At 65.8% G+C, this 14,974-nt stretch carries 13 protein-coding genes and 2 pseudogenes; 4 read left to right on the top strand and 11 right to left on the bottom strand.

Annotated features, from left to right (window positions below; all coding sequences use genetic code 11):
- Window positions 1–3 precede the first annotated feature (3 nt).
- A pseudogene (locus tag ACVW1B_RS40000) lies at window positions 4–402 on the bottom strand (TetR/AcrR family transcriptional regulator); the annotation flags it as partial.
- Here ACVW1B_RS40000 and ACVW1B_RS39995 point away from each other — a divergent pair.
- Window positions 374–670 (top strand): hypothetical protein, encoded by a 297-nt coding sequence (locus ACVW1B_RS39995; protein WP_253610078.1) that lies wholly within the window; start codon window positions 374–376, stop codon window positions 668–670. The pseudogene ACVW1B_RS40000 and the gene ACVW1B_RS39995 sit on opposite strands and share 29 nt — an antisense overlap.
- Before the next feature lie 41 nt (window positions 671–711).
- Here ACVW1B_RS39995 and ACVW1B_RS39990 read toward each other — a convergent pair whose 3' ends face one another.
- From ACVW1B_RS39990 to ACVW1B_RS39980, 3 genes are all read right to left on the bottom strand, one after another.
- Window positions 712–1,437, bottom strand: coding sequence for a hypothetical protein (locus tag ACVW1B_RS39990; RefSeq protein WP_456777810.1), 726 nt, complete (start codon window positions 1,435–1,437; stop codon window positions 712–714).
- Window positions 1,438–1,545: 108 nt separating this feature from the next.
- On the bottom strand, window positions 1,546–1,788 hold the full coding sequence (locus ACVW1B_RS39985) for a hypothetical protein (RefSeq protein WP_225162945.1): 243 nt from the start codon (window positions 1,786–1,788) through the stop codon (window positions 1,546–1,548).
- 177 nt (window positions 1,789–1,965) lie between these two features.
- Entirely contained in the window at window positions 1,966–2,961 is a 996-nt protein-coding gene (locus tag ACVW1B_RS39980; protein ID WP_456777811.1) for an NAD(P)H-dependent flavin oxidoreductase, read from the bottom strand.
- A 66-nt stretch (window positions 2,962–3,027) separates the two neighbouring features.
- On the opposite strand from ACVW1B_RS39980, the pseudogene ACVW1B_RS39975 reads away from it, so the two are divergent.
- A pseudogene (locus tag ACVW1B_RS39975) lies at window positions 3,028–4,590 on the top strand (AMP-binding protein).
- Window positions 4,591–4,880: 290 nt separating this feature from the next.
- Here the strand turns inward: ACVW1B_RS39975 and ACVW1B_RS39970 are convergent.
- The 7 genes from ACVW1B_RS39970 to ACVW1B_RS39940 all read right to left on the bottom strand — a co-directional run bounded on the left by ACVW1B_RS39970 (window position 4,881) and on the right by ACVW1B_RS39940 (window position 11,578).
- Window positions 4,881–7,007 (bottom strand): ATP-binding protein, encoded by a 2,127-nt coding sequence (locus ACVW1B_RS39970; RefSeq protein WP_456777813.1) that lies wholly within the window; start codon window positions 7,005–7,007, stop codon window positions 4,881–4,883.
- Window positions 7,008–7,240: 233 nt separating this feature from the next.
- Window positions 7,241–8,014 carry a thioesterase family protein gene (locus tag ACVW1B_RS39965; protein ID WP_310882947.1) on the bottom strand — a complete coding sequence of 258 codons (774 nt, stop codon included), beginning with the start codon at window positions 8,012–8,014 and terminating at the stop codon, window positions 7,241–7,243.
- Window positions 8,014–8,985 (bottom strand): NAD(P)H-dependent flavin oxidoreductase, encoded by a 972-nt coding sequence (locus tag ACVW1B_RS39960; RefSeq protein ID WP_283064901.1) that lies wholly within the window; start codon window positions 8,983–8,985, stop codon window positions 8,014–8,016. Before ACVW1B_RS39960 ends, ACVW1B_RS39965 begins: the two co-directional genes overlap by 1 nt.
- A gap of 181 nt (window positions 8,986–9,166) precedes the next feature.
- On the bottom strand, window positions 9,167–9,763 hold the full coding sequence (locus tag ACVW1B_RS39955) for a hypothetical protein (RefSeq protein WP_310882945.1): 597 nt from the start codon (window positions 9,761–9,763) through the stop codon (window positions 9,167–9,169).
- Window positions 9,764–9,978: 215 nt separating this feature from the next.
- Window positions 9,979–10,560 (bottom strand): YqaA family protein, encoded by a 582-nt coding sequence (locus ACVW1B_RS39950; RefSeq protein WP_456777814.1) that lies wholly within the window; start codon window positions 10,558–10,560, stop codon window positions 9,979–9,981.
- 69 nt (window positions 10,561–10,629) lie between these two features.
- Window positions 10,630–11,025, bottom strand: coding sequence for a phosphoribosyl-ATP diphosphatase (gene hisE / locus ACVW1B_RS39945; protein ID WP_456822899.1), 396 nt, complete (start codon window positions 11,023–11,025; stop codon window positions 10,630–10,632).
- A 118-nt stretch (window positions 11,026–11,143) separates the two neighbouring features.
- Window positions 11,144–11,578, bottom strand: a complete 435-nt coding sequence (locus ACVW1B_RS39940; protein ID WP_253604604.1) for a hypothetical protein — start codon at window positions 11,576–11,578, stop codon at window positions 11,144–11,146.
- A 265-nt stretch (window positions 11,579–11,843) separates the two neighbouring features.
- Here ACVW1B_RS39940 and ACVW1B_RS39935 point away from each other — a divergent pair, with 265 nt between their 5' ends.
- Together ACVW1B_RS39935 and ACVW1B_RS39930 are read left to right on the top strand one after the other, a co-directional pair.
- Window positions 11,844–12,899: an ABC transporter substrate-binding protein gene (locus tag ACVW1B_RS39935; protein WP_456777815.1), complete on the top strand. Its 1,056-nt coding sequence runs from the start codon at window positions 11,844–11,846 to the stop codon at window positions 12,897–12,899.
- 286 nt (window positions 12,900–13,185) lie between these two features.
- Window positions 13,186–14,964, top strand: coding sequence for a glucan ABC transporter ATP-binding protein/ permease (locus ACVW1B_RS39930; protein ID WP_225162952.1), 1,779 nt, complete (start codon window positions 13,186–13,188; stop codon window positions 14,962–14,964).
- The last annotated feature ends 10 nt before the right edge of the window (window positions 14,965–14,974 follow it).

Raw genomic sequence — 14,974 nt, 5'->3', positions numbered from 1 at the left:
ACTTCAGCGCTTTCCGAGACTCCTCAGATACGCGCAGAACATGTCGGCCATGGCGTCGGCATAGGTCGCGATCTCGGCGGGCGTTCGCGGGCTCTCGGAAAAATCCTTGCCCACCGTGCTCAGCGTCGTCGTGATCAAATCGCCGGCCATCGCGCGCACCGCGCCGGACGCTTTCGGCGATGCCGCGCGCATGAACGCTTCGACGATGCGCTCGCCCGATGCCCGTGCCGCGCGCGCCTCGGGCGCATCGCGATAGAGCGGCGCGGCGTCGCTGAGCGCGACGCGCACCGCGGCCTCCTCGCATTCGGAGCGGATGAAGGCGCGCACCAACGAACGCAGCCGATCCAATGGCGGCCGCCTGGCATCCTCGAGAATGTCACTCAGCAGGCTGGTGGTCTGCCGCCTGCGACAGGGCAATATGCGCGAGCTCGAAACCGTCGGCGACATCAAGTCGGCGATCAACATCTCCGACGATGCGCTGCTGAAGGAGATGTTCAAGGATTGGGGGACGTTTCAGACCCGGCTGGCGCAAGCCATCGAGAAGAAGTCGCCAAGCGACGTCAGGCAGACGCTCGAGCCCTGGCTGAAGCGCAACAAGGACTTCATGAAACAGCTGCTCGTCGAAACCCAGGGTAAGGTGGAGAAGCTGCGGCCGCTGGAGGCCCGCTAGAGCACAAGGAGCGCAGATCCGCTTCGGCCGGACCCTGCCGCTCAGATCATCGCAGCGACACGTTCGAGGCCAATCAGGCGCGCCAGCGAACGGACCTCGTTCTTCTGATCCTCGCGGAGCTGGAACAGCAGCGGCATCGCCGCCGACTTCAGCTGCTGGACCTCCTCGGAGTCCGGATCGATCGGCATGCTGCCGGATGCGGGATCGCCCTGGCGCTTGGCGTGGATCTTGCGGGCGACGGCGCGCAATGCGGCCTCGACCGCCGGCCAGTAATATTCCTGCGACGACGACAGCTTCAGCCGGTCCTTGATGCCGGCGATCTGGGCGTCGCTCAGCAGGGCGTAGCTCTTCTGCGGCGCCGGCTTGGCCGCAGCCTTGGGCTTCGGCGGCGCCGGGGCGACCGGCGCGGGTTCGGCGATCTTCGGCTGAGCCGCATCGACGGGGTCGGTGATCTTCGGCAGGCCGACATCGGTCGGCTCGACGGAGGCATAGGCCTGGCGCACCGTGTCAGTCGCGCCCGGAATCGCGGCTTGGGCCCGTAACAGGAGCGGAGACGGATTGGCGGGAGGCTCAATCGGCTGGGGCGCCTCAAACGAGGCCGCGGCAAGCGTCGAGACGGCGAGCTTGTCCTGCTTGCTGGCACGATTGGCGACCGGTCCAATGTCGGCCTGCGCCGCCGGCAGGCTGTCACGGCCCAAAATGGCTGTTACCGCGGCGCCCGCGAGGAGGAAGCATGTCAGCGCGGCGAGGGTGATGGCTCTGGTCAAAAACTACTCCATTGCCGGCCGGTGTCACCGCAAACTGCGCGCGAAATGCGGCGGTACCGTGCCGTGACGACGCCAAATAGGTGAAATTGTCCCGAAACGGCCGGAAAATCAGGCCGCGACGTCGAGCTCATAGGCCTCTTGGATATCGGCGACGATCTCATGCGCCGTCCAGAGCGCGCCGGGCTGGACCGTGTGCATGCTGACCGTCCAGTTGGTGCGGCGGGTGCGCGGCGTGCTGACAATGTCGAATTCGACCTGACGGCACAGCGGATGCCGCTGCAGGGCGTAAAACACCCGGGTCCGGAGCTCGTCGAGTGATGCCGGGGTCTTGGAGAGCGGCTCAAAAGCCATGTCGCATTCCCACAAACTACCGGGCGACCAGCCGTGGCGGCCCGTGACGCTATTGTTGGGACTGGCATGGTTAATGCCGCGTTAAGCGGATGGGCGGGATTTGAGTGCTGCTATTTCGCGAACCAGCGCGGTTTCGAGCACCGGTTGGCGCGAAGAGAACGCGTCAAAGCAGCGACTCTAGAGCCGCACCCGCGCGCTCGCCGCCTCATACTCCGCGATCGTCTGCGCCACGAGTTCGTCGACGCCGAGCACCCCGGTCACCCCTGAGGTGGAATGACCGCCGCTCCAGATATCGCGCCAGCGTTTGGGGCGGCTTTCGCGGGCGCCGATGTCGATGTCCTTGCCGATGTCGATCGCACCGCGTGCCGGCAGGTCGTCGGGATCGAGACCGGCGGCCTCGATCGAGGGCCGCAGCATGTTGGTCTGCAGGCCGGTGAACGCCGTCGTGAGCATGACGTCGTCGGCGGTGGAAGAGACCAGCATCTGCTTGTACCTGCCGTCCGCCATGCTCTCGCGCGTCGCGATGAACTTGGTGCCCATATAGGCGAGGTCGCAGCCGAGCGCCTCTGCGGCGCGGAGCGCGTGGCCGTCGCTGATGCCGCCGGCAAGCACGATCGGTCCATCGAAGAAGCCGCGCACAGCGCGGACGAACACGAACGGATTGAGCCAGCCGGTCTGGCCGCCCGCACCCGCAGTGAGCAGCACGAGCCCGTCGGCGCCGGCTGCTGCTGCGCGCTCGGCATGGCGGATCGAGGCGACGTCGGCGAACACCAGCGCGCCGGCATCGTGCAGAGGGCCAAGCACCGGCGCGGGCGAGCCGACCGAGGTGATCACAAGCTCGGGCTTGTGCCGCAGCAGCACGGCGAGATCCTGGGCCAGCCGCGTGTTGGAGCGATGCACGATCAGGTTCGGGCAGATCGGCGCCGCGGCTCTACCGCTGGCGTCGGCATGCGCCTGCAGGCGGCGCGCGATGTCGCCGAGCCAGGCATCGAGCTGTTCCGTCTCACGGCAATTCACCGTCGGAAACGAACCGATCACGCCGTTGCGGCAGGCCGCTACCACCAGTTCGACACCGGAAACCAGGAACATCGGTGCTGCAATCAGCGGCAGCCGCAGGCGACCGCGAAAACGCGCGAGAGGATCGGCGGACAAGTTGTTTCTTCCCATCGTCATTGTGTTAGCGTTGCCGCCAACATTGGCACGACAAAAGCCAAAGACAAAGGCGGGAGGGACAACCAGATGAGCAATCCGCTCTATGCATTTCCGGCGGTGTGCGAACAGACCCTGCGGGCGCTGGCGCGCTATCCATCGCGCACCGCCTTCGCATGGCCGGGCGGCTCGCTCAGCTATCAGGGCGCGACCGACCTGATCGGACGCATGCAGAGCGTGTTCATGCGGCTCGGCTTTGCGCCTGGCACCCGCGTCGCGCTGCTCACCGCCAACCGCGCCGACAGTTGGTGCGCCGGCGTCGCCGCGCAATTGTCGCGGCTCGCGATCACCTGGCTGCATCCGCTGGGCTCGCTCGACGACCAGCTGTTCCAGATCGAGGATTCCGAAGCGCAGATGCTGATCGTCGACGGCATCACGTTTCGCGATCGCGGCGGCTAGCTCACGGCGAAGGCGCAGGGCCTGAAGACCGTGTTCACGCTCGGCCCGGCGGATTACGGCGCCGACCTGTTGCAGGTGGCTGGGGACGCCGGCAGCGCAAGCGCGAAGAGTTTCGCCCGCGCCGACGACATCTCGACCTTGAACTACACCGGTGGCACGACCGGCAAATCCAAGGGCGCGCTGCGCTATCACCGCGAATATGGCGGCTTCGCCGCCGCGATCCTCGCCGATTTCGAGATTCCGGAGACGCCGCGCTACCTCACCGTGGCCCCCATCAGCCATGTCGCGGGCACCAAAGTGCTGCCGACGCTGATGCGCGGCGGCACCGTGCACATGCTGAAAGGGTTCGATCCGGAGGCCGTGTTCACGACCATCGCGCGCGAGAAGATCAACTTCACGCTGTTCGTGCCGACCATGATCTATGTGATGCTGGATCATCCCGCGCTCGACAAGACCGACCTCTCCTCGCTCGAACTCCTGCTCTACGGCGCGTCCGCGATGTCGCCGAGCCGGCTGGTCGAAGGCATCGAGCGGATCGGCCCGGTGTTCTCGCAGCTTTATGGCCAGACCGAATGCTATCCGGTCTCGGTGCTGCGCAAGGCGGATCATGACCCGAAGACACCGGACCTGTTCCTGTCCTGCGGCTTCCCGATCGCCGCCTGCCAGGTCAAGATCCTCGATCAGGACGACGAGGAGGTCGCGACCGGCGAGGCCGGCGAGATCTGCGTGCGCGCCACGCATGTGATGGCCGAATACTGGAAACGGCCCGACATCACGGCGGAGACGCTGAAGAGCGGCTGGCTGCACACCGGCGACATCGCGCGCATGGACGAGCGCGGCTACATGTTCATCCTCGACCGCAAGAAGGACATGATCGTCTCCGGCGGCTTCAACATCTTCCCGCGCGAAGTCGAGGATGTCTTGTCGCAACACGCCGACGTCGCGATGGTCGCCGTGGTCGGCGTGCCCGACGACAAATGGGGCGAGGCCGTCACCGCAGTCGTGGTCGCGCGCGAGGGCGCTGCGCCCGACGCCGACGAGCTGATCGGACTGGTGAAGGCGAAGAAGGGCTCGGCGCACGCGCCGAAGCAGATCCAGTTCGTCAAGGAGCTGCCGATGACCGGCGTCGGCAAGGTCGACAAGAAGGTGCTGAAGGCGCGCTTCTGGAGCGGCCGCGACCGCATGGTGGGGTAGGATGCTCGCACGACGATTGCTGGTCCCGTCATCCTGAGAGGTTGTGACGCTTTTGCTCCGCCGTCATTGCGAGGAGCGAAGCGACGAAGCAATCCATCTCTCCGACCTGCCGGGCTATGGATTGCTTCGCTTCGCTCGCAATGACGCGGATGGAGCTGTGCGCACCGTCACCCTGAGGCGCGAGCGGAGCGAGCCTCGAAGGATGCACGGCCCCGATGTTTCAGCTTGCGCTATCTCCGCTTGCGGCAGCAGCCGGGCCGGCGCCCTTCGAGACGCCGCTTCGCGGCTCCTCAGGGTGACGGGGACAGAGTGGAAGGCGTGGCGAGACTGTCGGCGCTGGCGGCAGCAGCTTGCTGACCGGTGCCCTGCCCGAGCAACTGATCGAGCCGGTCGCGCAGCTGATCCTGGTGGTAGGGCTTGGCCAGCCGCGGCAGGTCGACCTGGGTGCCGTCGGGCAGTTCGGCATAGCCGGTGGCGAGCAGCACCAGAAGCTGCGGCCGCACCTTGCGCGCAGCGGCGGCGAGTTCGATGCCGGTCATGCCGGGCATCACGTGATCGGTCATCATCAGGTCGATCTCCTGGTCGCTCCTGAGGATTTCGAGCGCCTGCGGTCCGGAATTGACGCCGATCACGCGGTGACCGAGGTCCTCCAGCATTTCCATGGTGGACATCGCGATCAACGGATCATCGTCAACCAGCAGGATCACCGCCGAGCGCTTGACCGTCTGCGCTGCAGGCGCCGGGCTCTCGACCTCCGGCACCGCCGTTGCAACCGGCAGCACCAGTGCAGCCGTGGTGCCCTTGCCGACCGCGCTCGACAGCTCCAGCTCGCCGCCGAGCTGCTCGGCGAGCCCATGCACCATCGACAGGCCGAGCCCGGTGCCCTTGCCCACCGGCTTCGACGAGAAGAACGGCTCGATCGCGCGCTTCAGCACGTCCGGCGACATGCCGGTGCCGCTGTCGATCACCGAGAGCTTCAAATAGTCGCCAGGCTGCAGCGCCGGATCATTCTTCGCCTGCCAGGCCGCGAGGCGGATCTCGATCACGCCGCCATCCGGCATCGCGTCGCGCGCATTGATCGCAAGGTTTAGCACCGCGAGCTCAAGCTGGTTGCTGTCGACGCAGGCAAGCGGCAGCCCCTCGGGAATGTCGAGCCGCAGCATGATGCGCGGTCCGAGCGAGCGCTCGAGCAGATTGCTCATATCGCGCACCAGCGCGCCGAGATCGACCGGCACCGCGCGCAGATCCTGCTGCCGCGCGAATGCCAGCAGCCGCTGCGTCAACGACGCGCCGCGCTCGGCGCCCTGCAATGCGCCGTCGACCAGCCGACGCAGGCGTGGGTCCTCCGGCAAGCGCTTGCGCAGCAGATCGAGATTGCCCATCACCGCCATCAGCAGATTGTTGAAGTCGTGCGCGACGCCGCCGGTGAGCTGGCCGATCGCCTCCATCTTCTGGGCATGGCGGAGCTGTTCCTGCGCCCGCTCGCGCGCCGCGACCTCCTTCATCAGGTCGGCGGTGCGCTGCTCGACCCGCTGCTCCAGCGTCGCGGTGAGTTCGGCGAGTGCGGTGCGCTCGGCGGCAAGCTGCGCCAGCAATGCCTCGCGCTCGATCTCCGCGGTCTTGCGTGCGCTGATGTCGGAGCAAACGCCGACCAGCGAGCGGATGCCGCCGTCGGGCCGACGCACCGCACGCGCGCGCACGTCAACCCAGTGCTCGGTGCCGTCGGGCCAGATGTTGCGGTATTCGATCTGATAATCCGAGCCGGTGCGCAACGTTTGTTCGACGATCTCGCTCCGGCGCGCGCGGTCGTCGGGATGCACCGCGGCCAGGAGATCCTGATAGGTGAAGGTATCGCCCGGCCTGCGCCCGAAATATGTCTTGCAGGTCGGCGACGCCTCGAGCTCGAAATCCGGCAGGTGAAGCTCGAGCGCGCCGAGATGACCGGCATTGAGCGCGGTCTGCAGCAGACCTTCGCTCTCGGTCAGATCCTCGAGGATCTGACGGGTCTGGTATTGGCGGCGGCGGCCGCGCACCGTCGCGGCGACCAGGCTTACCAGCGTGGTCGGATGAAACGGCCGCTCGATGAAGGTGACATTGCCGAGCGCCCGGCCGAGCCGCGCGGCTTCGGGATTGCGCTCGGGTCCCCCCTTCTCGCTGATCAGTACGATAGGAAAATCCGACCATGACGGCTGCTCGTTCAGCCAGTGCGTCAGGCCGGCGAGATCGGCGGCACTGATCACCTCGTCGGCAATGATGGCAAGGCCCGCTCCGCTTGCGATCTGGCGTTCGAGCTCGGCGAGATCACCGCAGATGTTGGCGTAATAGCCAGCTTCCTTGATCAGGTGGGCAGTCTTGACGGCGTCCCGCTCGCTCGCGGCGAGGATGACCGCGCGTTCCGAGGACGGACCAGGCTTCATCGCGTCTGTCCCTGCGGCGGCCGGGCGTCGACACCGTCCGGCACATCACACAACCGCCGGACGGCCATGGCCACGATGCCGGCGGCGGGATCAATACGCATCATGGGACCCCCTAACGGGAGCGAAACTCGCACCTGCCGCCAACCGTTCCCGGGAAGCGGAGTTATTTTTGCCGCAGGGGCAGTCGCTTGGGACTGTCCCTCGGCCGTGGCCGCAGGATCAACGAGCGCGTCCTAGCGCCGCTCGATGACCAGGCTCTGGACCGCCTGGCCGAAATAGCCGCGCTGATCGGCGAGCCGCGACATTGCAAGCCCGGCGCCGTCGGGCCCGATCCAGGACTGGCCGTCGAGCAGGATCCAGTCGCCGACCGGCTCGCGCGCCAGGCTCACCGAGAGATCAGCGTTGATGAAGGTCCATTGGCTGAAATCGAGCGCCGGCGAGGTGCCGTTGGAGAAGTCCGAGGCAACCACTGCCCGCATCGCCTGCGAGACGGCGGCGCCCGCAATCAGCGGGCGGTCAACGCGGAACCAGATCGCACCAGGTCCCATCACGCCGAAGCGGCCGCGCGCGGCCCGCATCGAGATGCACTTCACGAACGGACTGTTCGCAAGGTTGCCCGGCTCGATCATACTTTCGTCGGGCCCCGGCAGATCGACCGCAAGCGGGGCGATGTCAGGCGGCAATTCGGCGGTCTGTTGCTTGATCTTGAGCACCGTGGCCGAAACCACGAGAACGCCGTCGGCAAGCAGCCTGACGCCACAGAGCTGGATCTTGCGGCCGTCGCGCAGGACCTCGCTCTGCACGGTCAGCGGCGCCACCGGCACCGGGCGCATCAGGTCGATGGTGACGCGCGCGATCCGCATCGGCACCGGCGTCGGAAGGGCTTCGGCCGCCCACACCACCAGCGCTGCCGGTGCGGAGCCGTGCTGCATCCGCGGATCCCACGGACCCGCGGCGTCAGGACTGGTGACGACGCGGTCGCCGTCAACGCGAAAGATCGGCTCCATCAGGCGAGCGCCGGATCGACCGCGTCTTCATACTCTTTCCTGAACCGGGCGATCAGCTCGGCTGCGGGCACCACCTTGGAGATGCTGCCGACGCCCTGGCCCGAGCCCCAGATCTCCTTCCAGGCCTTCGGCTTGGCGCGCTCGCCGGATGCATCGGTGCCGAAGCTCATCTTCGAGGGATCGGAGGTCGGCAGGTTTTCCGGATCCATGCCGGCCGCGACGATCGACGGCTTCAGATAATTGCCGTGCACGCCGGTGAACAGGTTGGAGTAGACGATGTCCTCGGCGGACGAATTGGTGATCATGTCCTTGTAGCCCTCGACCGCGTTTGCCTCTTTGGTCGCGATGAAGGCCGAGCCGATATAGGCGAAGTCGGCACCGATGATGCGCGCGGCGCGGATGGCGCGGCCGTTGGAGATGGTGCCCGACAGCGCGATCGGCCCGTCGAACCATTGCCGCGTCTCCGACACGAACGGGAACGGCGACAGCGTGCCGGCGTGACCGCCGGCGCCGGCCGCGACCAGGATCAGGCCGTCGGCGCCCTTCTCGATCGCCTTGTGCGCGAACTTCTGGTTGATCACGTCGTGGAAGACGATGCCGCCCCAGCCGTGGACGGCCTGGTTGAGCTCCTCGCGCGCGCCGAGCGAGGAGATGATCATCGGCACCTTGTGCTTCTCGCAAAGCGCCATGTCGTGATCGAGCCGGTTGTTCGACTTGTGCACGATCTGGTTCACCGCGAACGGCGCCGACGGCCGCTCCGGATGCGCCTTGTCATAGGCGGCGAGCTCTTCCTTGATCCGGTACAGCCATTCGTCGAGCAGCTCCGGCGGCCGCGCGTTCAACGCCGGAAACGAGCCGACCACGCCGGCCTTGCACTGCGCGATAACGAGGTCGGGCACGGAGATGATGAACAGCGGCGCCCCGATCACGGGAAGAGACAGGCGGCCCTTGAACAGAGCAGGCATGGACATTTGAAGCGGATCCTCAAGCGTTGGTCGTTGGTTGATCTCGAATGCTGACCGTCATACCAACAAGGCAATCTTTCCAGTGTCAAGTATTGCGTTTTGGCGCTGCAAAAAGGATGACAAATCCTCATCCTGAAACCGTGTTTTCGCGGGCGCCTGGCATCCCAGACGCAAAGCCTGGCCGTCGCTATTGGCAGACCGCCCGTGTCACGAAATTTTCCGTCCTGCAGTCGTTCGGGCCGCGCTTGTGGCCCGGCAGATAGACCAGCGGCGAGCATTTCTCGGAGGCGTCGGTATCGATGCCCTTGCCTTCCCGAAACCCCTTGCTCTGGCACAGCCGGTCGGCGCCGATCTTGCAGTCCGGCGCACCGTTCGAGGCCACCACGCAGGCCGCGCGTCCGGTCACCACCGTCGAGGGGCGCGCGATGTTCGACAAATCGTTGATGGTCTCGCCGGGGCTCTTCAGCGGCGGCAGCGCCGATTTCGACTTCTCGAACAGCTTTCCGATTTCATTGATCAGCCCGGGATTCTCGCGCTCGACCGGCGCCGGCGGCAGCTCGATCTGTTGCTGCTGCGAAGGCGCGACCGGCTGCTGCGCCGGCGACTGCACGCCAAGCGTCGGCGGTGCTGTCTGGGCCCGGCTGTAGTCGAGGGTCGTCAGCGTCATCGACAGCGCAAGACCTGACAGCACAAGACCCGACAGCGCAATGCGCGCCCTTGCGCGCGTGGGCCTGACGAGCGTGAGCCCGGCAGGATCGAGCAGGTCCGCGATTCCATCAGCCATCGCGCTGAGCGTAACCCGAAGCCGCGCGCAGGCAAAGCCGCAAGCGGTCGGTCGCTAGTGTCCCGAATCCGAAGTTCGCATCATTTGCCGCACCTTCGGAGCGAACTTCGGATTCGATAAGGACACTAGCAAACTTATGATTCTAGTGTGCTTTATGAATGCGAAGTTCGTGAAAGTGGCTGCCGCGAAATCGCACGAACTTCGCATTCAGCACACTAGATCAGCTTGAATGCGACAACAAAGCCCAGCACCAGCACGATCGCGCCGATCGCGACCCACAGGCCGAGCCGCTTCTCGAGCTCGGCGCGGATGAAATCGCCATAGCGGTTGAGCAGCACCGCGACGAAGAAGAAGCGGCCGCCACGCGCGACGATCGAGCACAGGATGAACAGCCAGATGTTGTAGCCGGCAAAGCCTGATGTGATCGTCACGAGCTTGTAGGGGATCGGCGTCAGTCCCTTCAGCAGGATGATCACGGCGCCCCATTCGGCGTAGGAGGCGCGGAACGCGTCGACCTTGTCGGAGAGGCCGTAGAGATGGATCAGCCACTGCCCGAGCGAGTCGTAGAGTAGTGCGCCGATCGCATAACCGAGCACGCCGCCGGCAACTGACGCTGCCGTGCAGACCGCGGCGAACCACCACGCCCGCTTCGGCCGCGCCAGCGACATCGGCAGCAGCATGATGTCGGGAGGGATCGGGAAGAAGGAGCTCTCAGCGAAGGCGACGGCCGCGAGAATCCACAGCGCATGGGGCTTGTCGGCCGCGTCGACGCACCAGTCGTAAATCCGTTTCAACATGGGCGCGATGAACCATCATGGAGCGGATTTGTCCATGCCGGGATTGAGCTGAATCTGGTTGATTTACGGCTACCGTTTGAGCAGCCGGTTCTCCAGCGCGACAATTCGGCGCCGAACCACCGGGACCGGCGCGGGTTTGGGCAGCTTGACCGGCGACTTCGGCAGCTTCTCGGCGATCCCGAGCAGCCGCTCGCGCCGCTCCATCTCGCGCCAGACATCCTCCGGCTTCACGCCGGCCGACGCCCAGAGAACGGCGAGATTGTAGAACAGGTCGGCGCTTTCGCGAATGACGGCATCCGACTTGCCGCTCACGGCGTCGATCACCACTTCGATCGCTTCCTCGGCGAGCTTCTTGGCCATCTTGGCCGGGCCGCGCTGGAACAGCCGTGCCGTGCGCGACGTAGCCGGATCAAGATCCTTGGCCGCGATCACCGCCTGGTAAAGCCGCTCGATCGAATCACTCATGCTTCGAGCCTAATCGAAACGCGTCGCCAGCGTGTTAACGGCGACGACGAAAAAATCCACCGGGCCGCGGCCGGTGGATTGGATGCTTTGTGACAGTTCTGAGAACCGCCGACCGCCGTCAGTACGGCTGATACGGCAGTTGCGAGCGGCGCCCGTAATAGCCGCGGTAACCATAGTACGGTCCGCCGCCATAATAGACCGGGCCGCCACCATAGTAGACGGGACCACCGTAGTAGCCCGGGCCACCATAGTAGCCGTAGGAGTCGTAATAGTCGCGGCGGCTCTGAGCAGCGGCGATCGCGAGGCCCGTGCCGACGATCCCGGCGAACGCCGCCGCAGCCGCTGCGCCACCGCCGCCATAGTAGCGACGGCGGGCACTGATGTCGGTCGCGCCGCTCGTGCCTTGTGACGTCGTCACAGCGGTCACCTTGCCTGTCTGAGCAGAGCCTGCGAACGCCATCGTCGGCTCGACGGCCGTCAACGCCACCGCGGCAACCGTTGCCAATGTGGCTGCGCGGCCAATGGACGAAAAAACACCTTTTCGCGCAAACATTGCAGTCATCCTTTGTGGAAGCCGGCCCGACGGGCCTTGGTTAGCTAACCCACTGCCTCCAGATTAGGTTCCCCAAACCGAATGCAAGCTGAACGACCTGAGGTGAAAACATGGCAAGCCGAAGCCTGGCAGTCATCGACCGTTCACCTTGCCTGGGGCAAAATGCCTGCAAATAACGCTTGAAATTGACGCTTGCTCTGGCGCATTCGATGTCATGAAGCAGGCGCGCCGGCGCGGCACTTTGTCTCGCCTCCCGGATGTCATGATGCAGGTAAGTCGGACCACCGTTCTCCGCTGGATACTGGCCGGCATGATCGGCCTCACGGGGGGCGTGTGGCCGGTGTTGACGCCGCTGCGCGCCAGCGATCTGCCGCCGCCGCTCACCATCCAGTTCACGCTCGACCGTCCGCTTGATGCCGCCGCCGCGCCATTCGTGATGGCGTCGACCGGCGGCCTGTTCAGCGCGGAGGGCCTTGCGGTCGGCACCAACGTCGCGACCAGCTCGGCGGATGCCATCGCGCGCGTCGCCGACGGCTCGAGCGATTTCGCCCTCGTCGACATCAACTCGCTGATCGGCTTTCGCGACAAGCCTGGTGCTGCGCCCGTCAAGGCGGTGTTCGTGCTGTTCAACCAGGCGCCCTATGCGATCATCGCGCGCAAGAGCCGCGGCATCAGGACGCTGAGCGACATGCAGGGCAAGAGCCTCGGCGTCGCCGAGGGCGATCTCTCGATCCGGCTGTGGCCCGCGGTCGCGAAGCAGAACGGCATCAAGCTGTCGAGCGTGAAGCAGAGCACGATCAGCGCCGCGGTGCGCGAGCCGATGCTCTCCGCCGGCCAGGTCGATGCCGTTACCGGCTTCTCCTATCTCTCGGCGATCAATTTGCGCGATCGCGGCGTGCCCGCCGACGATCTCGCGGTGCTGCGCTTCGCCGACTATGGCTGCGAGGCCTACGGCTTTGCCGTGATCGTCAGCCCGCGCCTTGCCGCCGCGAAGCCGGATGCGGTGAAAGGATTCGTGCGCGCGGCGATCGGCGGCACCAACCTCGCGATCAAGGATCCGGCCGGCGCCGCCGGCGAGGTCGCGAGCCGGATGGATGGCGGCTCGCGCGATCTGGAGCTGGAGCGGCTGAACGCCATCATCCGCGACAACATCCTGACCAGCGAGGTGAAGCGCGACGGCATCGGCGGCATCGAGACGGAGCGCTTCGAGCGCTCGGTCGACCAGCTCGCGGAGGACTTCAAATTCCAGAAGCGGCCGCACGCCGCCGACATCTTCGACGAGGCTTTCCTGCCGCCGATCGACGGCCGCCTGGTGAATTGAGAGCAAGCGAAGCGGCACCAAATGTTCAGCGTCGTCCTGGCGAAAGCCAGGACCCATTACCCCAGCCGTTTGTTGTTGCGCGACGCTGGGGCCACTATCCCGCTCCCAATCAAATTCGGTGGCTATGGGTCCTGGCTTTCGCCAGGACGACGGCGTAGGGAGCCGCTCGCCACAATCACCCTCACCCTGAGCATGACGCGCTGTCACCGCTGGCCCTGCATCGCGAACCCTGATTAAATTGCATTCCCGCCTGATCGGGCGCCCACCGCTGACGAGTGCCGCCGGCATGTCCATGCTTCGCCTCTATACCCGCGTCCTCGAACTGCTCGGCAAGGAGGCGCGGCTCGGCTGGATCCTGGCCATCGCCAACGTGCTGCTCGCCGGCGCGCAATTCGCCGAGCCGGTGCTGTTCGGCAAGATCGTCGACGTGCTGTCGGGCCGGCCGGTCACCGGGCTGTTCGCGACCTCCTCGGCATGGCCGCTGCTCGTCGCCTGGGCGGCGTTCGGCCTGTTCACGATCGGCTGCAGCGCGATCGTGGCGCTGCAGGCCGACCGGCTGGCGCACCGCCAGCGCCAGGCGGTGCTGACCGATTATTTCGAGCACATCCTTCAGCTGCCGCTGACCTTCCATTCCGGCACCCATTCCGGGCGGCTGATGAAGGTGATGCTGAACGGCACCGACGCGCTGTGGCGGCTCTGGCTCGGCTTCTTCCGCGAGCATTTCGCCGCGATCATGTCGCTGATCGTGCTGCTGCCGCTCTCGCTCTACATCAACTGGCGGCTGGCGGTCCTGCTGTTCGGGCTCTGCGTCGTGTTCACCGTGCTGACCACGCTGGTGGTGCGCAAGACCTACGGCATGCAGAGCGAGGTCGAGGCCTATTACAGCGACCTCTCGGCGCGCGCCTCGGACGCGCTCGGCAATGTCGCGCTGGTGCAGAGCTTCGTGCGGATCGATTCCGAGGTGCAGGGCCTGCGCTACGTCGCCGACAAGCTGCTCGCGGTGCAGATGCCGGTGCTGTCATGGTGGGCGCTGGTCACCGTGATCACGCGCGCCTCGACCACGATCACGGTGCTCGCGATCTTCACCGTCGGCATCGCGCTGCATAACCAGGACCTCACCACGGTCGGCGAGATCGTGATGTTCGTCTCGTTCGCCACCATGCTGATCCAGAAGCTCGAGCAGGTGGTCAGCTTCATCAACAACGTGTTCATGGAAGCGCCGCGCCTGCAGGAGTTCTTCGACGTGCTCGATGCGGTGCCGGCGGTGCGCGACCGGCCCGGCGCGGTCGATCCCGGACGGCTGTCCGGCCTCGTCGAGTTCGACGACGTCTCGTTCTCCTATGACGGCAAGCGGCCGGCGATCGAGGATCTCAGCTTCACCGCCTTGCCGGGCCAGACCATCGCGCTGGTCGGCTCGACCGGCGCCGGCAAATCGACCGCGATCGCGCTGCTGCATCGCGCGTTCGATCCGCAATCGGGCATCATCAGGATCGACGGTATGGACATACGCGCGCTGAAGCTGACGGCGCTGCGGCGAAACATCGGCGTGGTGTTCCAGGAGGCGCTGCTGTTCAACCGCTCGCTCGCCGACAATCTGCGCGTCGGCAAGCCCGACGCGACCGACGAGGAGCTGCGCACCGCCGCGGCGCGCGCGCAGGCGCTGGATTTCATCGAGCGCAGCGAAAAGAAGTTCGATACCCATGCCGGCGAGCGCGGCCGCATGCTGTCCGGCGGCGAACGCCAGCGGCTGTCGATCGCGCGTGCGCTGCTGAAGGATCCGCCGATCCTGATCCTCGACGAGGCCACCAGCGCCCTCGACGCCGTCACCGAGGCCAAGGTGAATGCCGCTCTCGACGAAGTGATGAAGGGCCGTACCACCTTCGTGATCGCGCATCGCCTGTCCACCATCCGCCACGCCACCCGCATCCTGCTGTTCGACCAGGGACGGGTGATCGAAAGCGGAACTTTCGATGAACTGGTGGCGAAAGGCGGGCGTTTTGCCGAACTGGCGCGGGCCCAGTTCATGGTCCAGGAACAGGCGCGCGCCGGCATCGAGACACCATAATTCCCGCCTT

The organism is Bradyrhizobium sp. USDA 4502, from assembly GCF_054063355.1.
This window is presented reverse-complemented; position numbering and strand designations above follow the sequence as displayed.

Excerpts from the sequence above, each read along its gene's own strand:
- ACVW1B_RS39995 (WP_253610078.1), top strand. The coding sequence starts at position 374 with ATGTCACTCAGCAGGCTGGTGGTCTGCCGCCTGCGACAGGGCAATATG.
- ACVW1B_RS39985 (WP_225162945.1), bottom strand. The coding sequence starts at position 1,788 with ATGGCTTTTGAGCCGCTCTCCAAGACCCCGGCATCACTCGACGAGCTC.
- ACVW1B_RS39980 (WP_456777811.1), bottom strand. The coding sequence starts at position 2,961 with ATGACGATGGGAAGAAACAACTTGTCCGCCGATCCTCTCGCGCGTTTT.
- ACVW1B_RS39970 (WP_456777813.1), bottom strand. The coding sequence starts at position 7,007 with ATGAAGCCTGGTCCGTCCTCGGAACGCGCGGTCATCCTCGCCGCGAGC.
- ACVW1B_RS39965 (WP_310882947.1), bottom strand. The coding sequence starts at position 8,014 with ATGGAGCCGATCTTTCGCGTTGACGGCGACCGCGTCGTCACCAGTCCT.
- ACVW1B_RS39960 (WP_283064901.1), bottom strand. The coding sequence starts at position 8,985 with ATGTCCATGCCTGCTCTGTTCAAGGGCCGCCTGTCTCTTCCCGTGATC.
- ACVW1B_RS39955 (WP_310882945.1), bottom strand. The coding sequence starts at position 9,763 with ATGGCTGATGGAATCGCGGACCTGCTCGATCCTGCCGGGCTCACGCTC.
- ACVW1B_RS39950 (WP_456777814.1), bottom strand. The coding sequence starts at position 10,560 with ATGTTGAAACGGATTTACGACTGGTGCGTCGACGCGGCCGACAAGCCC.
- hisE (WP_456822899.1), bottom strand. The coding sequence starts at position 11,025 with ATGAGTGATTCGATCGAGCGGCTTTACCAGGCGGTGATCGCGGCCAAG.
- ACVW1B_RS39940 (WP_253604604.1), bottom strand. The coding sequence starts at position 11,578 with ATGTTTGCGCGAAAAGGTGTTTTTTCGTCCATTGGCCGCGCAGCCACA.
- ACVW1B_RS39935 (WP_456777815.1), top strand. The coding sequence starts at position 11,844 with ATGCAGGTAAGTCGGACCACCGTTCTCCGCTGGATACTGGCCGGCATG.
- ACVW1B_RS39930 (WP_225162952.1), top strand. The coding sequence starts at position 13,186 with ATGTCCATGCTTCGCCTCTATACCCGCGTCCTCGAACTGCTCGGCAAG.